The sequence below is a fragment of the Roseateles sp. genome, assembly GCF_044373315.1.
Lineage (GTDB): Bacteria > Pseudomonadota > Gammaproteobacteria > Burkholderiales > Burkholderiaceae_C > JACDQM01.
Genome location: NZ_JBILQK010000082.1, coordinates 1 through 16,240 on the forward strand (window position 1 = coordinate 1; position 16,240 = coordinate 16,240).

The window sequence follows — 16,240 nt, forward strand, 5'->3', positions numbered from 1 at the left end:
GCGTCGTCGAAGGCATCAACAACACGATCAAGGTCATCAAGCGACGAGCCTATGGCTACCGCGACGAGGAGTACTTCTTCCTCAAAATCCGAGCCGCCTTCCCCGGAAATCCTCGATGAACCAAAAAAAGGGCACCGCTCGCCGCGGTGCCCAGCGCTGGAGCGTGGCGTCTACTCGATTGCCTTGACCATGTCCTCGACCACCTTCTTGGCGTCGCCGAACACCATCATGGTCTTGTCCATGTAGAACAGCTCGTTGTCCAGGCCCGCATAGCCGGACGCCATCGAGCGCTTGTTGACGATCACCGTCTTGGCCTTGTAGGCCTCCAGGATGGGCATGCCGTAGATCGCGCTGCCCTTCACATGCGCAGCCGGGTTCACCACGTCGTTGGCGCCGAGGATGATAGCCACATCGGCCTGGCCGAACTCGGCGTTAATGTCCTCCATCTCGAAGACCTGGTCGTAGGGAACCTCGGCCTCGGCCAGCAGAACGTTCATATGACCCGGCATGCGGCCGGCTACCGGATGGATGGCGTACTTGACCGTCACGCCCTTCTCGGTGAGCTTGAGCGCCAGCTCCTTCACCGCATGCTGCGCGCGCGCCACCGCCAGGCCGTAGCCCGGCACGATGATGACGGTCTCGGCATTGCCGAGGATGAAGGCCGCATCGTCGGCGCTGCCGCTCTTGACCGGACGCTGCTCGCCGCCGCCGGATGCCGCAGACGCAGCCTCTCCGCCGAAGCCGCCCAGGATCACGTTGAAGAAGGAGCGGTTCATCGCCTTGCACATGATGTACGAGAGGATGGCGCCCGAGCTGCCAACCAGCGAGCCGGCGATGATCAGCATCGAGTTGTTCAGCGAGAAGCCGATGCCCGCTGCGGCCCAGCCCGAGTAGCTGTTCAGCATCGACACCACCACCGGCATGTCGGCGCCGCCGATCGGGATGATGATCAGCACGCCCAGCACAAAGGCCAGGGCCAGCAAAATCATGAAGGCGGCCCAGCTCTCGCTGTAAGCGAAGTAGGCACCCAGCCCCAGCGTGGTGACGCCCAGCACCAGATTCAGCATGTGCTGGCCCGAGAAGCTGACCGGCGCACCCTGGAAGAGGCGGAACTTGTACTTGCCGCTGAGCTTGCCGAAGGCGATCACCGAGCCGCTGAAGGTGATGGCGCCGATGGCTGCGCCCAGGAACAGTTCGATGCGGTTGCCGACTGGAATCGGCGCGCCCTTGACGCTGATGCCGAAGGCATAGGGCTCAGCCACCGCGGCGATGGCGATGAACACCGCGGCCAGGCCGATCATGCTGTGCATGAAAGCCACCAGCTCGGGCATCTTGGTCATCTCGACCTTGTTGGCCATATAGGTGCCCAGGCCGCCGCCGATCACCAGACCCACCAGCACATAGCTGAGGCCGAAGGCATTGCCATGGGCCAGCTTCAGGATCAGCGCGCCGGTGGTGAACACGGCGATGGTCATGCCGACCATGCCGAAGAGGTTGCCCTTGATCGAGGTGGTGGGATGCGACAGGCCCTTGAGCGCCTGGATGAAGCAGACGCTGGCCACCAGGTAGAGCAGCGTGACGACGTCGAGGCTCATTGCTTGACCTCCACAGCTGCCTTCTTGTCCTTCTTGCGGAACATCTCCAGCATGCGGCGCGTCACCAGGAAGCCGCCGAACACATTGACCGCCGCCAGAGCCACCGCCAGCGTGCCCATGACCTTGCCCAGGTCCGTTTCAGTCAGTGCCGCCGCCAGCATCGCGCCGACGATGACGATGGCCGAGATCGCGTTGGTCACCGCCATCAGCGGCGTGTGCAGCGCGGGCGTGACGTTCCACACCACGTGGTAGCCCACATAGATGGCCAGCACGAAGATGATCAGATTGATGATTGTTGGGGATATGGCGTCCATCTCGGTTACTCCTCAGGCCCGGGTTATCTGTCCGTCGCGGCTGACGAGAACCGCCGCCACGATGTCGTCGTCCATCGGCACCTGGAAGCTGCCTTCCTTGGTGATGACCAGCTTCAGAAAATCCAGCACATTGCGCGCATACAGGGCCGAGGCGTCAGCCGCCACCAGCGCCGGCAGATTGGTCTCGCCGACCAGGGTCACGCCATGCTTGACCACGGTCTTGCCGGCCTCAGTCAGCGGGCAGTTGCCGCCCACGCTGCCATCCGGATTCGCGACGCCCTTGCCTGCGGCGATGTCGACGATCACCGAGCCCGGCTTCATGCTCTTGACCATCTCCTCGCTCACCAGCGTCGGCGCGGCGCGGCCGGGAATCAAGGCGGTGGTGATCACCACATCGGCCTGCGCCACGCGCTTGGCCACTTCCGCCCTCTGGCGCTCCAGCCAGCTCGGTGGCATTGGTTTGGCGTAGCCGCCCACACCTTCGGCGGCTTCCTTCTCCTCGGCCGTCTCGTAGGGCACATCGATGAACTTGGCGCCCAGCGACTCGACCTGCTCCTTGACCGCCGGACGCACATCGCTGGCCTCGATCACCGCGCCCAGGCGCTTGGCCGTCGCAATGGCCTGCAGGCCGGCCACACCGACACCCAGCACCACCACGCGCGCGGCCTTGACCGTGCCGGCCGCCGTCATCAGCATCGGGAAGAAGCGCTGGTATTTGTCGGCCGCGATCATCACCGCCTTGTAGCCGGCGATATTGGCCTGCGAGCTCAGCACATCCATGCTCTGTGCCCGCGTGGTGCGCGGCGCGGCTTCTAGCGCGAAGCTGGTCAGCCCCGCCGTGGCCAGCGCCTGCAGGCCCTCGCGGTCGAAGGGGTTGAGCATGCCGACCAGCGCAGTGCCCGGCTTCATCAGCGCCAGCTCGGCGGCATCCGGGCTGCGCACTTTCAAGACCAGCTCCGCACTCAGAGCCGCCGCGCGGTCCACGATCTCGGCGCCTGCGGCCAGATAGGCCTCGTCGGTGGCACTGGCCGCCAGACCGGCGCCCGTCTCGATGCGCAAGACGTGACCCTGGGCCTTGAGCTTCTTGGCCGTTTCAGGCGTGACCGCCACACGGCTTTCTCCGGCCGCGCTTTCGCGCGGAACTCCGATCAGCATGGAATCCTCCTCGGATCTCGTTGGATTGCTTGCATTCAGCTTACACAATAGAGCCACACCTCAGTACCCGGGCAAGCACGAAAGCGACACTCAATGAAACACGAACGCTGGAAACCCTCGGTGACAGTAGCCGCCATCATCGAATCCGGCGGCCGCTTCCTGCTGGTCGAGGAGGAAACGCCGGAAGGCCTGATGCTGAACCAGCCGGCCGGGCACCTGGACGAGGGCGAGTCGCCGCTTGCTGCTGTCGCGCGCGAGACACTGGAGGAGACCGCCCGCCCCTTCGTGCCCGAGGCGCTGGTGGGCGTCTACATGGCGCGCTTCCAACGCCCCAGCCGCGATGAGGATGTCACCTATCTGCGCCTGGCCTTTTGCGGACAGGCGGGCGAGGCGATGGCGGGCCAGGCGCTGGACAAGGGCATCGTCCGCACCTTGTGGCTGAGCCTGGACGAGCTGCGCGCCAGCAGCGCCCGGCATCGCAGCCCGCTGCTGCTGCAGTGCGTGGAGGACTATGTGGCCGGCCGGCGCCTGCCGCTGGACGCCATCCATGTCGACCCCTCGGTGCGTCAGCCTCTCATCAAGGCCTGAGCCCGGCCCGGCCTTGGCGCTTGCGGGACAATCGGGCCCATGAGTTCCCCGAAACAACGCATCGTCGTCGGCCTGTCCGGCGGTGTCGATTCCGCCGTTTCCGCCTATCTGCTGAAGAAGGCCGGCCATGAGGTGGTCGGCATCTTCATGAAGAACTGGGAGGACGACGATGACAGCGAGTACTGCTCGTCCAACGTCGATTTCGTCGACGCCGCCGCGGTGGCCGACGTGATCGGCATCGAGATCGAGCATGTCAATTTCGCCGCCGACTACAAGGACCGCGTGTTCGCCGCCTTCCTGCGCGAATACCAGGCCGGCCGCACGCCCAACCCCGATGTGCTGTGCAACGCCGAGATCAAGTTCAAGGCCTTCCTTGACCATGCGATACGCCTGGGCGCCGAGAAGATCGCCACCGGACACTATGCGCGCGTGCGCGAGCTTGCCGGGGAGTTCCAACTTCTGAAGGGGCTCGATCCGCTGAAGGACCAGAGCTACTTTCTGCACCGCCTCAACCAGCCCCAGCTGGCCAAGACCTTGTTCCCTGTCGGTGAGCTGGCAAAGACCGAGGTGCGCCGCATCGCCGAAGAGATCGGCCTGCCCAATGCCAAGAAGAAGGACTCGACCGGCATCTGCTTCATCGGCGAGCGGCCCTTCCGCGAGTTCCTCAACCGCTATCTGTCGCACCAGCCCGGCCCCATCAAGGATGATCGCGGCCGCAAACTCGGCGAGCATGTGGGCCTGTCCTTCTACACCCTGGGCCAGCGCCAGGGCCTGGGCATCGGCGGCATCAAGGAAAAAGGCGCGCCGCGCGGCGGTGGCGAGCATGAGCCGTGGTTTGTGGCCCGCAAGGATCTGGACAGCAACACCCTGGTCGTCGCGCAGGGCCACGAGCATCCGCTGCTGCAAAGCCGCTCGCTGATCGCCGACGATCTGAGCTGGTGCAGCGGCGCGATGCCCGCCTTCGGAGGCTACGGCGCCAAGACCCGCTACCGCCAGGCTGACGCGGCCTGCGCGCTGCTGCCCGGCGAGGGCTCGATCCGCCTCGATTTCGTGCAGCCGCAATGGGCGGTAACGCCGGGGCAAAGCGCGGTGCTCTATGACGGCGAGGTCTGCCTGGGCGGCGGCGTGATCGCCGAGGCCATCGCCTGAGGATCGGACCTCGCATGACCAAGGGCACATGGAGGCTGCGCACGCCTGTGGCACGCTCGCCGGACGCCCATGAACATGCCGCCTCAGCCCCGCTTGCTTGAACGCCTGGCCCAGCCCGGTGTGGTGCTGCGCATTGCCGCGCTGGCCCTGTGTGCGCTGGAGCTGGGCTCGGCACTCAGCGGCCTGCTGGGGCGTCCCACCGAACCCTACGATGGCCTGGTGGCCGCGCTCTACACGCGCCTGGGTGGCCAGCCGCAGGATCGCCTGCTGCTGCTGATCGGCCTGGGCCTGGCATGCCTGTTCGTCTGGCGCTTCTGGCGGCTAGCCAGCCACAACCGCATTGATCAGCCTCCGCGCGGCGCGCTCGGCGAGATCATGCTGCTGGCTGGTCTGGCGCTGTTGATCACGCCCGGCCTGCCTTTCCTGGTCACCGCGCTGGCTGCTGTGCTGCTGCGTGCGCGGCCGGCGATGGTGTTTGCCGTGGTCCAGGTGCTGCTGAACCTGGCGCTCTACTGGCTGTTGCCGAGCAGCGGCCAGCGCCTCGAACAACTGACCAGCAACACCCCATGGTGGGCCAACACCTTGAGCCTGATGCTGGCCATGGTGGCGCTGCACGGCATGGCCCTGGGCCTGGGCCGCATGGCCGCCGCGGAAGCCGAGAAGCGCCGCTGGCTGCAGGCCATGCTGGCCGAAAAGCGCAGCGCCGAGCAGCTGCAGGCTGAACAGCTGCGCTACGCCGAGCGCCAGCTGATGGCACGCGAGCTGCACGACCTGATGGGGCATCACCTGACCGCCTTGAACCTGCAGCTGCAGCTGGGCAGCGCCCTGCTCGAACGCGCCGACAGCGCCGGCGCCGGCCAGGCGGTGGACAAGGCGCGCGGCGTGGCAGCCCAGTTGCTCAGCGAGGTGCGCGCCGCCGTATCGGCAGAACGCAGCTCCCAGCGCATCGATCTGAGTGCGGCGCTGCAGGCGCTGGCCGAAGGCATCAGCCGGCCGCACATCGTCCTTGAGCTGGACGCCAGCGTGCGCGACCTGAGCCCACGCCTGGCCCATGCACTGCTGCGCTGCGTGCAGGAAGCCGTGACCAATGCCGTGCGCCACGCGCGGGCGCGGCAACTGCGCATCAAGCTGGGCCTATGTGCCGACGACCAGCAGATCTGCCTGCGGGTGGAAGACGATGGCGACCGCGCCGTCCAGGCCGTGCCCGGCAACGGGCTCAAAGGCATGGCAGAGCGCATGAACGAACTGGGCGGCAGCATGCAGCTGCTTCCCGGACCTACCGGCCTGACCGTGGAGCTGCGTTGCCCGAGGAGCGCGTGATGATCATGAAAACCGAGTCCCTGCCGATCAAGATCCTGCTGGTCGAAGACCAGCAGCTGGTGCGCGAAGGACTGAAAGGCCTGCTCGCGCTGTACAGCGAGCTGCGCCTGATCGGCGAAGCCGCTGACGGCGCCGAGGCCGTGGCCCTGCTCGCCGAGTTGGCCCCTGAAGACATGCCAGATGTGGTGCTGTCCGACATGCGCATGCCGCGCCTTGACGGGCTGGGGCTGATCCGCGCGCTGGCCGCGCGCGGCTGGCCGATCCCGGTGCTGCTGCTGACCACCTTCGACGATGCCCAGGCCTTCGACGATGCCGTGCGCGCCGGCGCCAAGGGCTTTGTGCTCAAGGCCATCAGCCCCGACACGCTGCTGCAGGCCCTGCGCGACGTGGCCTCCGGCGGCACCGCGCTGCGACCCGGCATCACCGAGCGCATGGAACGCCATGCGACCCAGTTGGAGCGCGGCTTTGTGGCCACCGAGCAGCCCGATCCGCTGAGCCCCAAGGAACTGCAGGTGCTGCGCCTGGTGGCCAGCGGCCGCAGCAACACCGAGATCGCCGCGCTGCTGGGCAATAGCGAAGGCGTGATCAAGAACCACTGCTCGGCCATCTTCTCGAAGATGGGCGTGCGCGACCGCACGCAGGCGGTGCTGCGGGCGATCGACCTGGGGTGGATCTAATGCAGCGCTGGCGCAGAGCTCAGGCCTGCCCCAGCCGCTCAGCCCAGAAATCGATGCAGGCGCGGATCTTGGGAAGACGCTGACGCGCACTGCTCATCACCGCGTACAGCGGCACCGTCTGCGGGTCGACGCAATCCGCCAGTACCGGCACCAGCAGGCCGCGCGCCAGCAGCGGCGCCGCCACAATGGTCGACAGGCGGCCGATGCCGAGCCCTTGCAGCACCATCTCGGCGGCCAGGCCGGTGTCATTGCAGCACCAGAAGCCTTCGGCAACATGCTTGCTCGCCTGGCCCTCGATCAAGAAAGGCCAGTGGTTGAGATGCGGCGCAGCGCTGTTGGTGATGAGGCGGTGCGCAGCCAGCTCATCGGGGCGCGCGGGCAGCCCGATGGCCTGGGCGTAGGACGGTGCCGCATACAGCGCACGGCCAAGCGTGCCAATGCGCCGCGCCACCAGATGCTCGGGCAAGGCGGCTGCGGTGCGAATGGCGATGTCGAGACCGTCGCGGACCAGGTCGGCCATGCGATCGCTGACCTCGAGATCGATGCTCAGCCGCGGGTGGCGCCGGTGCAGCTCGCTTAGGCTGGGCACCAGCAGATACTGCGCCACCACGGTGCTGGCGGCCACGCGAACCCGGCCGCTGGCCGCGCCGGCACGGCTGCTGAATTCACCCTGCAACTCGTCGAAGGTGCCGATGATGCGCTGACAGTAGGCCAGGAAGGTCTCGCCCTCGACACTGAGCGTCAGGCCATGCGTGGAGCGATGCACCAGCCGCGCCGCACAGCTTTTCTCGATGCGCGAGAGCGCGCGCGAGACCTGGCTCACCGGCACGTCGCGCTCGCGCGCCACGGCGGACAAGGAGCCCAGCGCGGCGACACGACCAAACAGCTTCAGATCATCGATGGCCAGTTCATCCATGGGCCACATGGTAGGCGCAGCGGTCTTGCAGCCGGTGCAAGGCCGCTTTGTGGCGGGCGCCGTTTCGCCGCGGCCGGGTGCTGCCTAGAGTCGAGCCACCGATTCAAAGGAGCCCACGATGACACCCTACCGCCACCCTTTGGGACTCAGCCCGCAACAGCACACGCTGCTGATTGACGCTGCCAAGCGGCATGCGGCGCAGCTGCGCCGCGAAGCCATCAGCGATGCTGTCGCATGGACGTTGAGCGCCCTGCAGCGCGGGCTGTCGTCCGCCGCACGGCGCCTGCGCCGGCGTGCGAAAGAGGCCTCTGCGGCGGGCCTGCACGCGCCAGAACACAGCCACAGCCGCGCCCTCAGGCCGTTCGCTGGCTGATCACCGGCGGCTCGTCCAAAGGCACGAACACCCACATCAGCAGATAAATCAGCAGGCCGGTGCCGCCGCACAGCAGCAGCAGTGCGAACACCAGGCGCAGGAACCAGGCAGCGATGCCGCTGAGCTGCGCGATACCGCCGCAGACACCGCCCAGCCAGCGATCCTCGCGGCTGCGGCGCAGGCTGTTGATCACGTTCATCGCCGGGTTGGCCGCCGCGCTGCTGCGGGCTGTGGCCTCGCCATTGAGCAGGCGTGCCTTGGCGCGCGCAAACTCTTCGTCATTCAAGGCGCCGCGCTGATGCAGGTCGGCCAGGCGGGCCAGTTCTTCGCTATCGGACATATCGCGCTCCTTCAGGGCTCGATGGATGGGATGGCTTGAAGCGTAAGTCGTAACGGCGGCTAGAACCAGCCACTTGCGACCAAGCGTGCAGATGCCGGTTCAGAACGGCAAGATCGCCGCACCAAGCGTCGCCCCGGCGCGCTTGCCAAGCACGCCAGCTTGGGCGAGCATGGGCCATGAACTGCACTTCACGTCACACCGCTTCGGCCTGGCAGCGCCTGCTCGTCCTGCGTGGCGCAGCCGCCGGCTTGCTGGCCCTGGCCTTGAGCGCCTGCGCGAGCGAAGCCCAGGCCCCAGCCAACAGCAGCCAGACCCTGCTCAAGCAGATCGAGACCGAGATCGGCGACGCGGCTTGCAGCAGTGACCAGCAGTGCCGCACGCTGGCACTGGGTGCCAAGGCCTGCGGCGGACCGGATCGCTACATCGCCTGGTCCACCGCGCGCAGCAAGGCCGACAAGCTGGCCGCGCTGGGTGAGCGCTACAAGGCCGAGCGCATGGCTGAAAACATGCGCAGCGGTGCCGTCTCAAACTGCATGTTCGAGGTCGACCCCGGTGCCCAATGCAAGGCACAGCGCTGCCAGCTCGGCGGCGGCAGCGGCGGCGCTCTGCTGCGCTGAATCGTCCGCATCCGCCAAGCAAAACGGCCCCGCGGGGCCGTTTTGCTTGGTGGCGGGCCGATGGGCCGCCAGCTGCCGGTCAGAACGGGATGTCGTCGTCCATATCGTCGAAGCCTGTCGCCGGCTTCGCGGCCGGGGACTGGCGCGGTGCCGGGGCCGGGCGGGCTGCAGCACGCGGGGCCGGGGCGGGCGCGTCGAAGTCGCCACCGCCGCCCATGTCGTTGTTGCCACCGCGGTTGCCACGGCTGTAGCCGCCACCGCCACCCATGTCGTCGCCACCGCCGCCGCCTTCACGGCCGCCGAGCAGTTGCATCTGCTCGGCAATGATCTCGGTGGTGTACTGTTCCTTGCCTTCCTTGTCGGTCCACTTGCGGGTCTTCAGGCGACCCTCGACGTAGACCGGGCGGCCCTTCTTCAGGTACTCGCCGGCGATCTCAGCCAGACGGTCATAGAACACCACGCGGTGCCATTCCGTCTCTTCCTGGCGCTCGCCGCCTTCGCGGCTCTTCCAGTTGCGGGTGGTCGCCACCGAGACATTGCAGACCGCGGCGCCGCTGGGCGTGTAGCGCACCTCGGGATCGCGCCCCAGGTTGCCGATGATGATGACTTTGTTGACCGACGCCATGCTGCGCTCCACTCGTGTCCAGGGGATATTGACTCTGTCTTCGGGGCAAAAGTCCAGTCCGACTTTTCCCGCCAGGCTGCCGTTCCCCCTGAACCGAGCCAAGACCTATATGCTGCGAGAACGCGCGTAAACGCTGCTGAAGGACGCACGGACCCGCGGACTGCGGCCCATCTCGACATCAAGCTGCGCGCGCAGAGCACGTTCTGATCCCTACAGCATACTGCATGTGCCCTCGGCTCCAGAGCGCGGGACGGGCGCGCGCCCTGATGCATAAAGATGACGCGGTCGGCCACCTTGCGGCCGAAATTCCTTTCGTGCGTGACCATCAGCAGCGTCATGCCCTCCTCGGCCAGCGCCTCGCCGATGCGCTGGCTGATGTCGGTGGCGGAGATACCCATGCCCTGGGTATGGCAGCTTCCATGCCAAGGCACAGCTGGCTTGTATGCAAGCACTGTGGACACGCTTGGTTCCACACGCGGTGGTCGAGAGCAACGGGCCGATGCGCACAGTGCCGGGCGACTAAGTCGGGGCGGCAGGAGGCGCTGGCGGGGGGTTTGAGCCAAACCTGTCGGTCAACATCGATGAGTGCTGATGCGGGCGGACAAGCCCCTCGCCCTGCAGCCCATGTCGCTGACATCGCAACGAGCCCGACAAGTCACCCCCAGACGCCCGCATTTGAGGCCTCGGCTCCCGCACCCGGTCGCCCGCTCATCCAGCAAGGCGACGGCTTTCCCTAAGATGGACTCATGACAGTGCATCCCACCCCACCTCAGCAGGCCCGGCGCGACGGCAGCGACCGCGCCTTGTGGCTGGGCTATGGCGGCGCCTGCCTGCTGGCCTGGATGCTTTATGTGCTGGCCGGCACGGAGTTCCAGCCCGGCTTGTGGCAGCTGTGGGAGGCCATCTACCAGGCCAGCCTGAGCCTGTGGGCTCCGATGCTGATGGGGCCGGCTGTCTACCCTTGGGTTCGCTGGCTGCAGCGCCGCACGCCCGAGGCCGGCGTGGGTCAGCTGCTGCTGGCCCACGCCTTCGCGGCCCTGCTGTTCGGCACGCTTTGGCAAGCGGGCGACTTCGTGGTCGCCTGGCTGCTGTTCGGCCCCGATCACGCCTGGGCGGTTCTGCGCCAGACCGTGTTGTGGCGGGCCATCTGGGGGGTGTTCGCCTATGCGGCGATCGCCACGGGCTTCAACGCCCGCCTGCAGGCGCGGCGGGCGCGCTCGGCGGCCCTGGCTGCAGCGCAGGCCGAGTCCGCGCTGGCGCGCGCCGAGCTGGCCGCTATCAGCGGCAAGCTCAACCCGCACTTTCTGTTCAACGCCCTGAATTCGCTGATCGCGCTGACACGCAAGGACGCGCAGGCGGCCGAAACCGCGCTGCTGCGCTTTGCCGGCATGTTGCGCTATGTGCTGGCCGCCAAGCGCGAAACCAGCGACCGTGTCGCCTTGGCCGAAGAGCTGGACTTCGTGCGCGACTACCTGGCCCTGGAGGCCCTGCGCCTGGGCAGCCGGCTGCAGCTGGACTGGCAGATCGACCCGGCCACGCTGAATGACGAGGTGCCGCCGCTAACGCTGCAGCCGCTGGTGGAGAACAGCGTGCTGCATGCTGTGGCGCCGCGCACCCAAGGCGGCACCATACGCATTCGCAGCAGCCGCAACGTCCTCAACCAGGGACTGGAGCTGCGCGTGGAGGACGACGGCCCCGGCTGCGACCCGCGCACGCTGGAGCCCGCTGCCGCGAATGCAGGCGCGCGGCGCGGCATCGGCCTGGAGGCGCTGCGGCGGCGCTTCGCGCTGGACTTTGAAGGCCGGGCGCGCCTGCGCATCGACACAGCCCCCGGCGCAGGCTTTCGAGTTGATCTCTGGATACCGCAATGAACCCAAGCACCAAGACGTCCATCACCACGCTGATCGCCGAGGACGAGGCCCTGGCGGCCGAGAGCCTGGCCGAGTGGGTGCGCAGCATGCCGCAGCTGGAGCTGCTGGCGGTGTGCGCGGACGGCGCCAGCGCGCTGGCGCAAATCCGCGCGCTGCGGCCGGAACTGGTACTGATGGACATCCAGATGCCCGGCATGACCGGCTTGCAGGTGCTGCGCGCGCTGGCCGACGAGGGCCTGCGGCCGGCCGTGATCTTCACCACCGCCTACGACGAGCATGCGTTGACCGCCTTCGAGCTGCATGCGCTGGACTATCTGCTCAAGCCCTTCTCGCGCGAGCGCTTTGTCGACGCCGTCGAGCATGCCCTGGCCAACAGTGCACCAGCCGCGGTCGGCACCGCGCTGGAAGCCTTGCAGCAGCAGGACAGCGGCGAGCCCCTGACACGCGTGCTGGTGCGCGATCAGGGCAAGATTTTTCCGCTGCGGGTCGATGACATCGAGCACCTGCGCTCGGACAGCAAATACACCGCGCTGACGAGCCGCGGACGCAGCTTCCTGGTGCGCCTGCCGATTGCCAGCTTCGAGCAGCGCCTGGACCCGGCGCGCTTTCTGAAGCTGCAGCGCGGCAGCATGGTCAATCTGGACTTCGTTGAGTCGATGACACCGGACGAGAACTCGCAACTGGTGGTGCGGATGCGCGACGGCACCCGTCTGACCGCCAGCCGCGAGGTCTCGAAGAAGCTGCGGGAGCAATCGCTGTGAGCACCGCCGCTGCTTTGCTACGCATTGGCCGCTGGCTCGGCTTCAGCGCCCTGGCGGCCTGGACCTCGCTGGTCAGCGGACAGACGGTCGCGACGCCCGCAGGCGTCGAGGGCCAGATCTACACACCGGGCGACTTTGATCGCCTTGAAGTCGCCGGCTCGGCCCATGTGCGGCTGACCCAGGGCGACCGCGATCAGGTCTTCATCGTCGGCGGCCCCGAGGTGCAGAAGAGCATCGAACTCGCGCTCAGCAAGAACCGGCTGGTGATTCGCCCGGCCGGCGGCTGGAAGTTCTGGAACAGCTCCCGGCTGCAGATCGAGGTGCTGGTGCGCCAGCTGAATCAGCTGGTGATCTCGGGCAATAGCGATGTCCATGTGCCCGGCCACCTGCAGGCGGAGCGCCTGAGCATCCAGATTTCAGGCGCCGGCCAGGCGCGTTTTGACGAGCTGTTTGCCGAGCAGCTGCGCTTTTCGATCTCGGGTGCCGGCGACGGCCAGTTGAGCGGCAAGGTGCACGATCTGCAGCTGCAGGTGTCCGGCAAGGGCAAGCTGATCGCCGATCAGCTGCGCAGCACGCGCGCCACCGTCAGCATCAGCGGCATCGGCAATGCCAGGCTGTGGGTCAGCGATGAGCTGCGCGTCAACGTCTCGGGCATCGGCACCGTCGAATATTGGGGCCAACCCGAGGTGCAGCGCGCCTCCAGCGGCATCTCCAGCATCAAGGCCCTGGGCGACAAGCGCTGAGGCAGGCCCTACTGGCCTTGCCGGTGCTGCTGCTTCTGCTGGTACATGCGGCGATCGGCTTGCGCCACGAGGTCAGCGCCACGGATCCCGGATTCCGGCGACGCATCCGCGATGCCCACGCTGTAGGCGAGCTGCCAGCCGCGAGCACCCTCGGCGTTGTAGGCCTGCACCGCCAAGTCGAGCCGCTTCAGCGCGCTCTCACGTTCGGCCAGTTCGGCAATGCGTGAGCAGCACGACGAACTCATCGCCGCCCAGGCGCCCCAGCAGATCGGAGCTGCGGAAGGTCTGCTGCAGCAGCTTGCCGAAGTCGGCCAGCACCCGGTCACCGACCGCATGCCCGTGCTGGTCGTTGATGTCCTTGAAGCGGTCGAGATCGAAGAACAGCAGCGACGCTGATCGATTCAGCCGATGACACAGTGCCAGGGTCTGGTCCAGCAGCAACTCGAAGCCGCGCCGGTTGCTGAGGCCGGTCAGCTCGTCAATCATGGCCAGCTGCACCATGGCTAGCTCATGCTCGACCATCCTGGCCATGTCAGCCAGCATCGCCAGCTCCTCATCGTCCAGGGTGCGCGGGCTGGCATCGATCAGGCACAGCGTGCCAACCCGCTGCCCATCGGGAGCGGCCAGCGGGTGGCCGGTGTAGAAGCGCACATGCGGCTCGCCGGCCACCAGCGGGTTGTCGGCAAAGCGCGGGTCCAGCAAGGTGTCCGGGATCACCAGCGGCCCGTCTTGCAGGATGGCATGGCCGCAGAAGGAGATGTCGCGGGGTGTCTCGCACACGTCCAGGCCCTGCGCGGACTTGAACCATTGGCGGTTTTCATCCACAAGGCTGACGAGCACGGTCTGAACGCCGAACAGGCGCCTGGCCATGCGGGTGAGCCGGTCAAAGCGCTCTTCGGGCACCGTGTCCAGCACATTCAGCGCGCGCAATGAGGCCAGGCGCTGCGCCTCATTGCCGGGTATTGGAGCTTTCAGCATCGTCGGTCTGAACAGATGTCGCAAAACCTTCTCGCCGCATTGTCGCTCTGTCCCGGAACAAGGCCAGCCAGACCGTCAGCCCCGACTGTGCCGCAATCCGGGGACGCGCAGCGCCGCGCGGCGGGGACTTTTCAGCGCATCGGCCTTCTCCTGGACAATGGCGCCCTTCATGATCCCGCCAGACCACACTCCCGCCCCGCAGGCCATCCTGCAAGAAATCTTCGGCTACAGCGCCTTCCGCGGCGCCCAGGCGCCCATCGTCGAGCATGTGACAGGCGGCGGCGATGCGCTGGTGCTGATGCCCACCGGCGGCGGCAAAAGCCTGTGCTACCAGATCCCGGCCATCGCTCGGCATCGCGGCGGGCAGGGCGTCAGTGTGGTGGTGAGTCCGTTGATCGCGCTGATGCACGACCAGGTCGGCGCGCTGGAAGAGGCTGGCGTGCATGCGGCCTTCCTGAACTCCACGCTCAGCAGCGAGCAGGCCCAGCATGTGGAGCGCGAGATGATGAGCGGCCGGCTGGTGATGCTCTACGCGGCCCCCGAGCGCATCACCAACCCGCGCTTTTTGGCGCAGCTGGAGTCGCTCAACGAACGCGGCCTGCTGAGCCTGTTCGCGATCGACGAAGCGCATTGCGTCAGCCAGTGGGGCCACGATTTCCGCAGCGAATACCTGGCGCTGTCGATGCTGCACGAGCGTTTCCCCGACGTGCCGCGCATCGCGCTGACCGCCACCGCCGACGACATCACGCGCGCCGACATCATCGAGCGCCTGAAGCTGGAAGAAGCGCGCGTTTTCATCAGCAGCTTCGACCGCCCCAATATCCGCTATGCCATCGTCGAGAAGGATGCGAAGCCGCGCGAGCAGCTGCTGCGCTTCATCCGCGACGAGCATGAGGACGAGGCCGGCATCGTCTACTGCCAGAGCCGCAAGAAGGTCGAGGAGACCGCCGCCTGGCTGGAGAGCGAGGGCCTGCGCGCCTTGCCCTATCACGCCGGCCTGGACGCTGCGGTGCGCCAGCGCCACCAGGACCGCTTTCTGCGCGAGGACGCAATCGTGATGGTGGCCACCATCGCCTTCGGCATGGGCATCGACAAGCCGGATGTGCGCTTCGTCGCCCACCTGGACCTGCCCAAGAACATCGAGAGCTATTACCAGGAGACCGGCCGTGCCGGCCGCGATGGCGCACCGGCCGAGGCCTGGATGACCTATGGCCTAGCCGATGTGGTGAACCAGCGCCGCATGATCGACGAGAGCCCGGCCGGTGAAGAATTCAAGACCATCCAGCGCGGCAAGCTCGACGCACTGCTGGCGCTGGCCGAGGCCACCGATTGCCGGCGCGTGCGCCTGCTGGGCTACTTTGGCGAAGACAGCAAGCCCTGCGGGAACTGCGACAACTGCCTGCATCCGCCCGCCACCTGGGACGGCACCGAGGCGGCGCGCAAGCTGCTCTCCTGCATCTACCGTTTCCACCAGAATGGCGGTCAGCGTTTCGGCGCCGGCCACCTGATCGATGTGCTGCGCGGCAAGGTCACCGACAAGGTCACGCAGTACGGCCATGAACAGCTGTCCACCTGGGCGATCGGCGCCGAGCTGAGCGAGCAGCAGTGGCGCGCGGTGCTGCGCCAGCTGATTTCGCTCGGCCATGTGTTCACTGAAGGCGAGTACCACACGCTGGCGCTGGCAGACACGGCCCGCTCAGTGCTCAAGGGCGAGGTTCAGCTGCTGCTGCGCGTGCCCAGCGCCGCACCGAAGAAGGGCCGCACGACCCGCGTCGCCAGTGGTAAGACGCGCAGCACGGCCGACGCGTCGGACCTGGACTTCGAGGCCCAGCAGCGCTTCGAGTCACTCAAGGCTTGGCGCGCCGAGGTGGCCAAGGAGCATGGGCTGCCGGCCTATGTGATCTTCCAGAACGTCACGCTGGCTGAGATGGCGCGCCAGCATCCGCACAGCTTGGACGAACTGGCCGGCATCAGCGGCGTGGGCAGCAAGAAGCTGGAAGCCTACGGGCGCGAAATTCTGCGCGTGCTGGACGTCAGCTGAACCGCAGGCAGCAGACAAGAAGCGCAAACAGCCGGGCAGATGCCGGCAAGAAATCGGGATAGGGGTGAGCCATTATCGACTCCACCCCTCCCACACCACCGGGCATGCGGGTCCGCACCAGGCGGTTCGAGCGCTTGAGGTTATGAGAGCCTGGGCAAGCCCAGTTTGTCGAACCAG

The 16,240-nt window shown here is 66.9% G+C and carries 19 protein-coding genes and 1 pseudogene; 11 read left to right on the forward strand and 9 right to left on the reverse strand.

The features are described from left to right. Nucleotides 1–119: transposase (locus tag ACIQ67_RS15790; protein WP_166962788.1), on the forward strand; the 119-nt coding region annotated here is incomplete at its 5' end. A gap of 51 nt (nt 120–170) precedes the next feature. Here ACIQ67_RS15790 and ACIQ67_RS15795 read toward each other — a convergent pair. The 3 genes from ACIQ67_RS15795 to ACIQ67_RS15805 are packed head-to-tail and all read right to left on the reverse strand — an operon-like array spanning nt 171 to nt 3,064. Next, nucleotides 171–1,595: an NAD(P)(+) transhydrogenase (Re/Si-specific) subunit beta gene (locus tag ACIQ67_RS15795; RefSeq protein ID WP_397535334.1), complete on the reverse strand. Its 1,425-nt coding sequence runs from the start codon at nt 1,593–1,595 to the stop codon at nt 171–173. Next, nucleotides 1,592–1,909 carry an NAD(P) transhydrogenase subunit alpha gene (locus tag ACIQ67_RS15800; RefSeq protein WP_397535335.1) on the reverse strand — a complete coding sequence of 106 codons (318 nt, stop codon included), beginning with the start codon at nt 1,907–1,909 and terminating at the stop codon, nt 1,592–1,594. Before ACIQ67_RS15800 ends, ACIQ67_RS15795 begins: the two co-directional genes overlap by 4 nt. 12 nt (nt 1,910–1,921) lie before the next feature. After that, complete coding sequence (locus ACIQ67_RS15805) at nt 1,922–3,064, reverse strand: Re/Si-specific NAD(P)(+) transhydrogenase subunit alpha (protein ID WP_397535336.1); 1,143 nt, start codon at nt 3,062–3,064, stop codon at nt 1,922–1,924. Nucleotides 3,065–3,157: 93 nt separating this feature from the next. On the opposite strand from ACIQ67_RS15805, the gene ACIQ67_RS15810 reads away from it, so the two are divergent. From ACIQ67_RS15810 to ACIQ67_RS15825, 4 genes are all read left to right on the forward strand, one after another. Beyond that, the gene (locus ACIQ67_RS15810; protein ID WP_397535337.1) at nt 3,158–3,652 is read left to right on the forward strand and encodes an NUDIX hydrolase; all 495 of its coding nucleotides are present in this window, start codon (nt 3,158–3,160) and stop codon (nt 3,650–3,652) included. 39 nt (nt 3,653–3,691) lie between these two features. After that, nucleotides 3,692–4,801 carry a tRNA 2-thiouridine(34) synthase MnmA gene (gene mnmA / locus ACIQ67_RS15815; RefSeq protein WP_397535338.1) on the forward strand — a complete coding sequence of 370 codons (1,110 nt, stop codon included), beginning with the start codon at nt 3,692–3,694 and terminating at the stop codon, nt 4,799–4,801. 75 nt (nt 4,802–4,876) lie between these two features. Further along, a complete protein-coding gene (locus tag ACIQ67_RS15820) occupies nt 4,877–6,121 on the forward strand; it encodes a sensor histidine kinase (protein WP_397535339.1) in 1,245 nt (414 codons plus the stop codon). Further along, on the forward strand, nt 6,121–6,798 hold the full coding sequence (locus ACIQ67_RS15825; RefSeq protein WP_397535340.1) for a response regulator: 678 nt from the start codon (nt 6,121–6,123) through the stop codon (nt 6,796–6,798). The genes ACIQ67_RS15820 and ACIQ67_RS15825 overlap by 1 nt, the downstream gene beginning before the upstream one ends. Nucleotides 6,799–6,817: 19 nt before the next feature. On the opposite strand, the gene ACIQ67_RS15830 is transcribed toward ACIQ67_RS15825, so the two are convergent. Beyond that, the gene (locus tag ACIQ67_RS15830; protein ID WP_397535341.1) at nt 6,818–7,714 is read right to left on the reverse strand and encodes a LysR substrate-binding domain-containing protein; all 897 of its coding nucleotides are present in this window, start codon (nt 7,712–7,714) and stop codon (nt 6,818–6,820) included. Nucleotides 7,715–7,832: 118 nt separating this feature from the next. Here ACIQ67_RS15830 and ACIQ67_RS15835 point away from each other — a divergent pair, with 118 nt between their 5' ends. After that, entirely contained in the window at nt 7,833–8,087 is a 255-nt protein-coding gene (locus ACIQ67_RS15835; RefSeq protein ID WP_397535342.1) for a hypothetical protein, read from the forward strand. On the opposite strand, the gene ACIQ67_RS15840 is transcribed toward ACIQ67_RS15835, so the two are convergent. Next, entirely contained in the window at nt 8,068–8,427 is a 360-nt protein-coding gene (locus tag ACIQ67_RS15840; protein ID WP_397535343.1) for a PspC domain-containing protein, read from the reverse strand. The genes ACIQ67_RS15835 and ACIQ67_RS15840 overlap by 20 nt on opposite strands. A 176-nt stretch (nt 8,428–8,603) precedes the next feature. Between ACIQ67_RS15840 and ACIQ67_RS15845 the strand changes: the two genes are divergently transcribed. Then, nucleotides 8,604–9,044 carry a hypothetical protein gene (locus ACIQ67_RS15845; protein WP_397535344.1) on the forward strand — a complete coding sequence of 147 codons (441 nt, stop codon included), beginning with the start codon at nt 8,604–8,606 and terminating at the stop codon, nt 9,042–9,044. 79 nt (nt 9,045–9,123) lie between these two features. Here ACIQ67_RS15845 and ssb read toward each other — a convergent pair whose 3' ends face one another. Both ssb and ACIQ67_RS15855 read right to left on the reverse strand, forming a co-directional pair. Continuing rightward, nucleotides 9,124–9,669: a single-stranded DNA-binding protein gene (ssb, locus tag ACIQ67_RS15850; protein WP_397535345.1), complete on the reverse strand. Its 546-nt coding sequence runs from the start codon at nt 9,667–9,669 to the stop codon at nt 9,124–9,126. A gap of 260 nt (nt 9,670–9,929) precedes the next feature. Further along, a pseudogene (locus ACIQ67_RS15855) lies at nt 9,930–10,031 on the reverse strand (amino acid ABC transporter ATP-binding protein); the annotation flags it as partial. A gap of 384 nt (nt 10,032–10,415) precedes the next feature. On the opposite strand from ACIQ67_RS15855, the gene ACIQ67_RS15860 reads away from it, so the two are divergent. From ACIQ67_RS15860 to ACIQ67_RS15870, 3 genes are read left to right on the forward strand one after another with little or no spacing between them, the layout of a single operon-like run. Continuing rightward, a complete protein-coding gene (locus tag ACIQ67_RS15860) occupies nt 10,416–11,540 on the forward strand; it encodes a sensor histidine kinase (RefSeq protein ID WP_397535346.1) in 1,125 nt (374 codons plus the stop codon). Further along, nucleotides 11,537–12,301 (forward strand): LytR/AlgR family response regulator transcription factor, encoded by a 765-nt coding sequence (locus ACIQ67_RS15865; protein ID WP_397535347.1) that lies wholly within the window; start codon nt 11,537–11,539, stop codon nt 12,299–12,301. Before ACIQ67_RS15860 ends, ACIQ67_RS15865 begins: the two co-directional genes overlap by 4 nt. Next, nucleotides 12,298–13,044 carry a head GIN domain-containing protein gene (locus ACIQ67_RS15870; RefSeq protein ID WP_397535348.1) on the forward strand — a complete coding sequence of 249 codons (747 nt, stop codon included), beginning with the start codon at nt 12,298–12,300 and terminating at the stop codon, nt 13,042–13,044. Before ACIQ67_RS15865 ends, ACIQ67_RS15870 begins: the two co-directional genes overlap by 4 nt. A gap of 8 nt (nt 13,045–13,052) precedes the next feature. Here the strand turns inward: ACIQ67_RS15870 and ACIQ67_RS15875 are convergent, their stop codons facing one another. Next, on the reverse strand, nt 13,053–13,289 hold the full coding sequence (locus ACIQ67_RS15875) for a diguanylate cyclase domain-containing protein (protein ID WP_397535349.1): 237 nt from the start codon (nt 13,287–13,289) through the stop codon (nt 13,053–13,055). Beyond that, nucleotides 13,243–14,022 (reverse strand): GGDEF domain-containing protein, encoded by a 780-nt coding sequence (locus ACIQ67_RS15880; RefSeq protein ID WP_397535350.1) that lies wholly within the window; start codon nt 14,020–14,022, stop codon nt 13,243–13,245. Before ACIQ67_RS15880 ends, ACIQ67_RS15875 begins: the two co-directional genes overlap by 47 nt. A gap of 169 nt (nt 14,023–14,191) precedes the next feature. On the opposite strand from ACIQ67_RS15880, the gene recQ reads away from it, so the two are divergent. After that, complete coding sequence (gene recQ, locus ACIQ67_RS15885) at nt 14,192–16,063, forward strand: DNA helicase RecQ (protein WP_397535351.1); 1,872 nt, start codon at nt 14,192–14,194, stop codon at nt 16,061–16,063. The last annotated feature ends 177 nt before the right edge of the window (nt 16,064–16,240 follow it).

Bases quoted from the DNA above. Each gene is read 5' to 3' on its own strand.
- ACIQ67_RS15830 (WP_397535341.1), bottom strand. From the start codon at position 7,714: ATGGATGAACTGGCCATCGATGATCTGAAGCTGTTTGGTCGTGTCGCC.
- ACIQ67_RS15875 (WP_397535349.1), bottom strand. From the start codon at position 13,289: ATGAGTTCGTCGTGCTGCTCACGCATTGCCGAACTGGCCGAACGTGAG.
- ACIQ67_RS15865 (WP_397535347.1), top strand. From the start codon at position 11,537: ATGAACCCAAGCACCAAGACGTCCATCACCACGCTGATCGCCGAGGAC.
- ACIQ67_RS15845 (WP_397535344.1), top strand. From the start codon at position 8,604: ATGAACTGCACTTCACGTCACACCGCTTCGGCCTGGCAGCGCCTGCTC.
- mnmA (WP_397535338.1), top strand. From the start codon at position 3,692: ATGAGTTCCCCGAAACAACGCATCGTCGTCGGCCTGTCCGGCGGTGTC.
- ACIQ67_RS15795 (WP_397535334.1), bottom strand. From the start codon at position 1,595: ATGAGCCTCGACGTCGTCACGCTGCTCTACCTGGTGGCCAGCGTCTGC.
- ssb (WP_397535345.1), bottom strand. From the start codon at position 9,669: ATGGCGTCGGTCAACAAAGTCATCATCATCGGCAACCTGGGGCGCGAT.
- ACIQ67_RS15835 (WP_397535342.1), top strand. From the start codon at position 7,833: ATGACACCCTACCGCCACCCTTTGGGACTCAGCCCGCAACAGCACACG.
- ACIQ67_RS15860 (WP_397535346.1), top strand. From the start codon at position 10,416: ATGACAGTGCATCCCACCCCACCTCAGCAGGCCCGGCGCGACGGCAGC.
- ACIQ67_RS15805 (WP_397535336.1), bottom strand. From the start codon at position 3,064: ATGCTGATCGGAGTTCCGCGCGAAAGCGCGGCCGGAGAAAGCCGTGTG.
- ACIQ67_RS15840 (WP_397535343.1), bottom strand. From the start codon at position 8,427: ATGTCCGATAGCGAAGAACTGGCCCGCCTGGCCGACCTGCATCAGCGC.
- ACIQ67_RS15810 (WP_397535337.1), top strand. From the start codon at position 3,158: ATGAAACACGAACGCTGGAAACCCTCGGTGACAGTAGCCGCCATCATC.
- recQ (WP_397535351.1), top strand. From the start codon at position 14,192: ATGATCCCGCCAGACCACACTCCCGCCCCGCAGGCCATCCTGCAAGAA.
- ACIQ67_RS15820 (WP_397535339.1), top strand. From the start codon at position 4,877: ATGCCGCCTCAGCCCCGCTTGCTTGAACGCCTGGCCCAGCCCGGTGTG.
- ACIQ67_RS15800 (WP_397535335.1), bottom strand. From the start codon at position 1,909: ATGGACGCCATATCCCCAACAATCATCAATCTGATCATCTTCGTGCTG.
- ACIQ67_RS15825 (WP_397535340.1), top strand. From the start codon at position 6,121: ATGATCATGAAAACCGAGTCCCTGCCGATCAAGATCCTGCTGGTCGAA.
- ACIQ67_RS15880 (WP_397535350.1), bottom strand. From the start codon at position 14,022: ATGCTGAAAGCTCCAATACCCGGCAATGAGGCGCAGCGCCTGGCCTCA.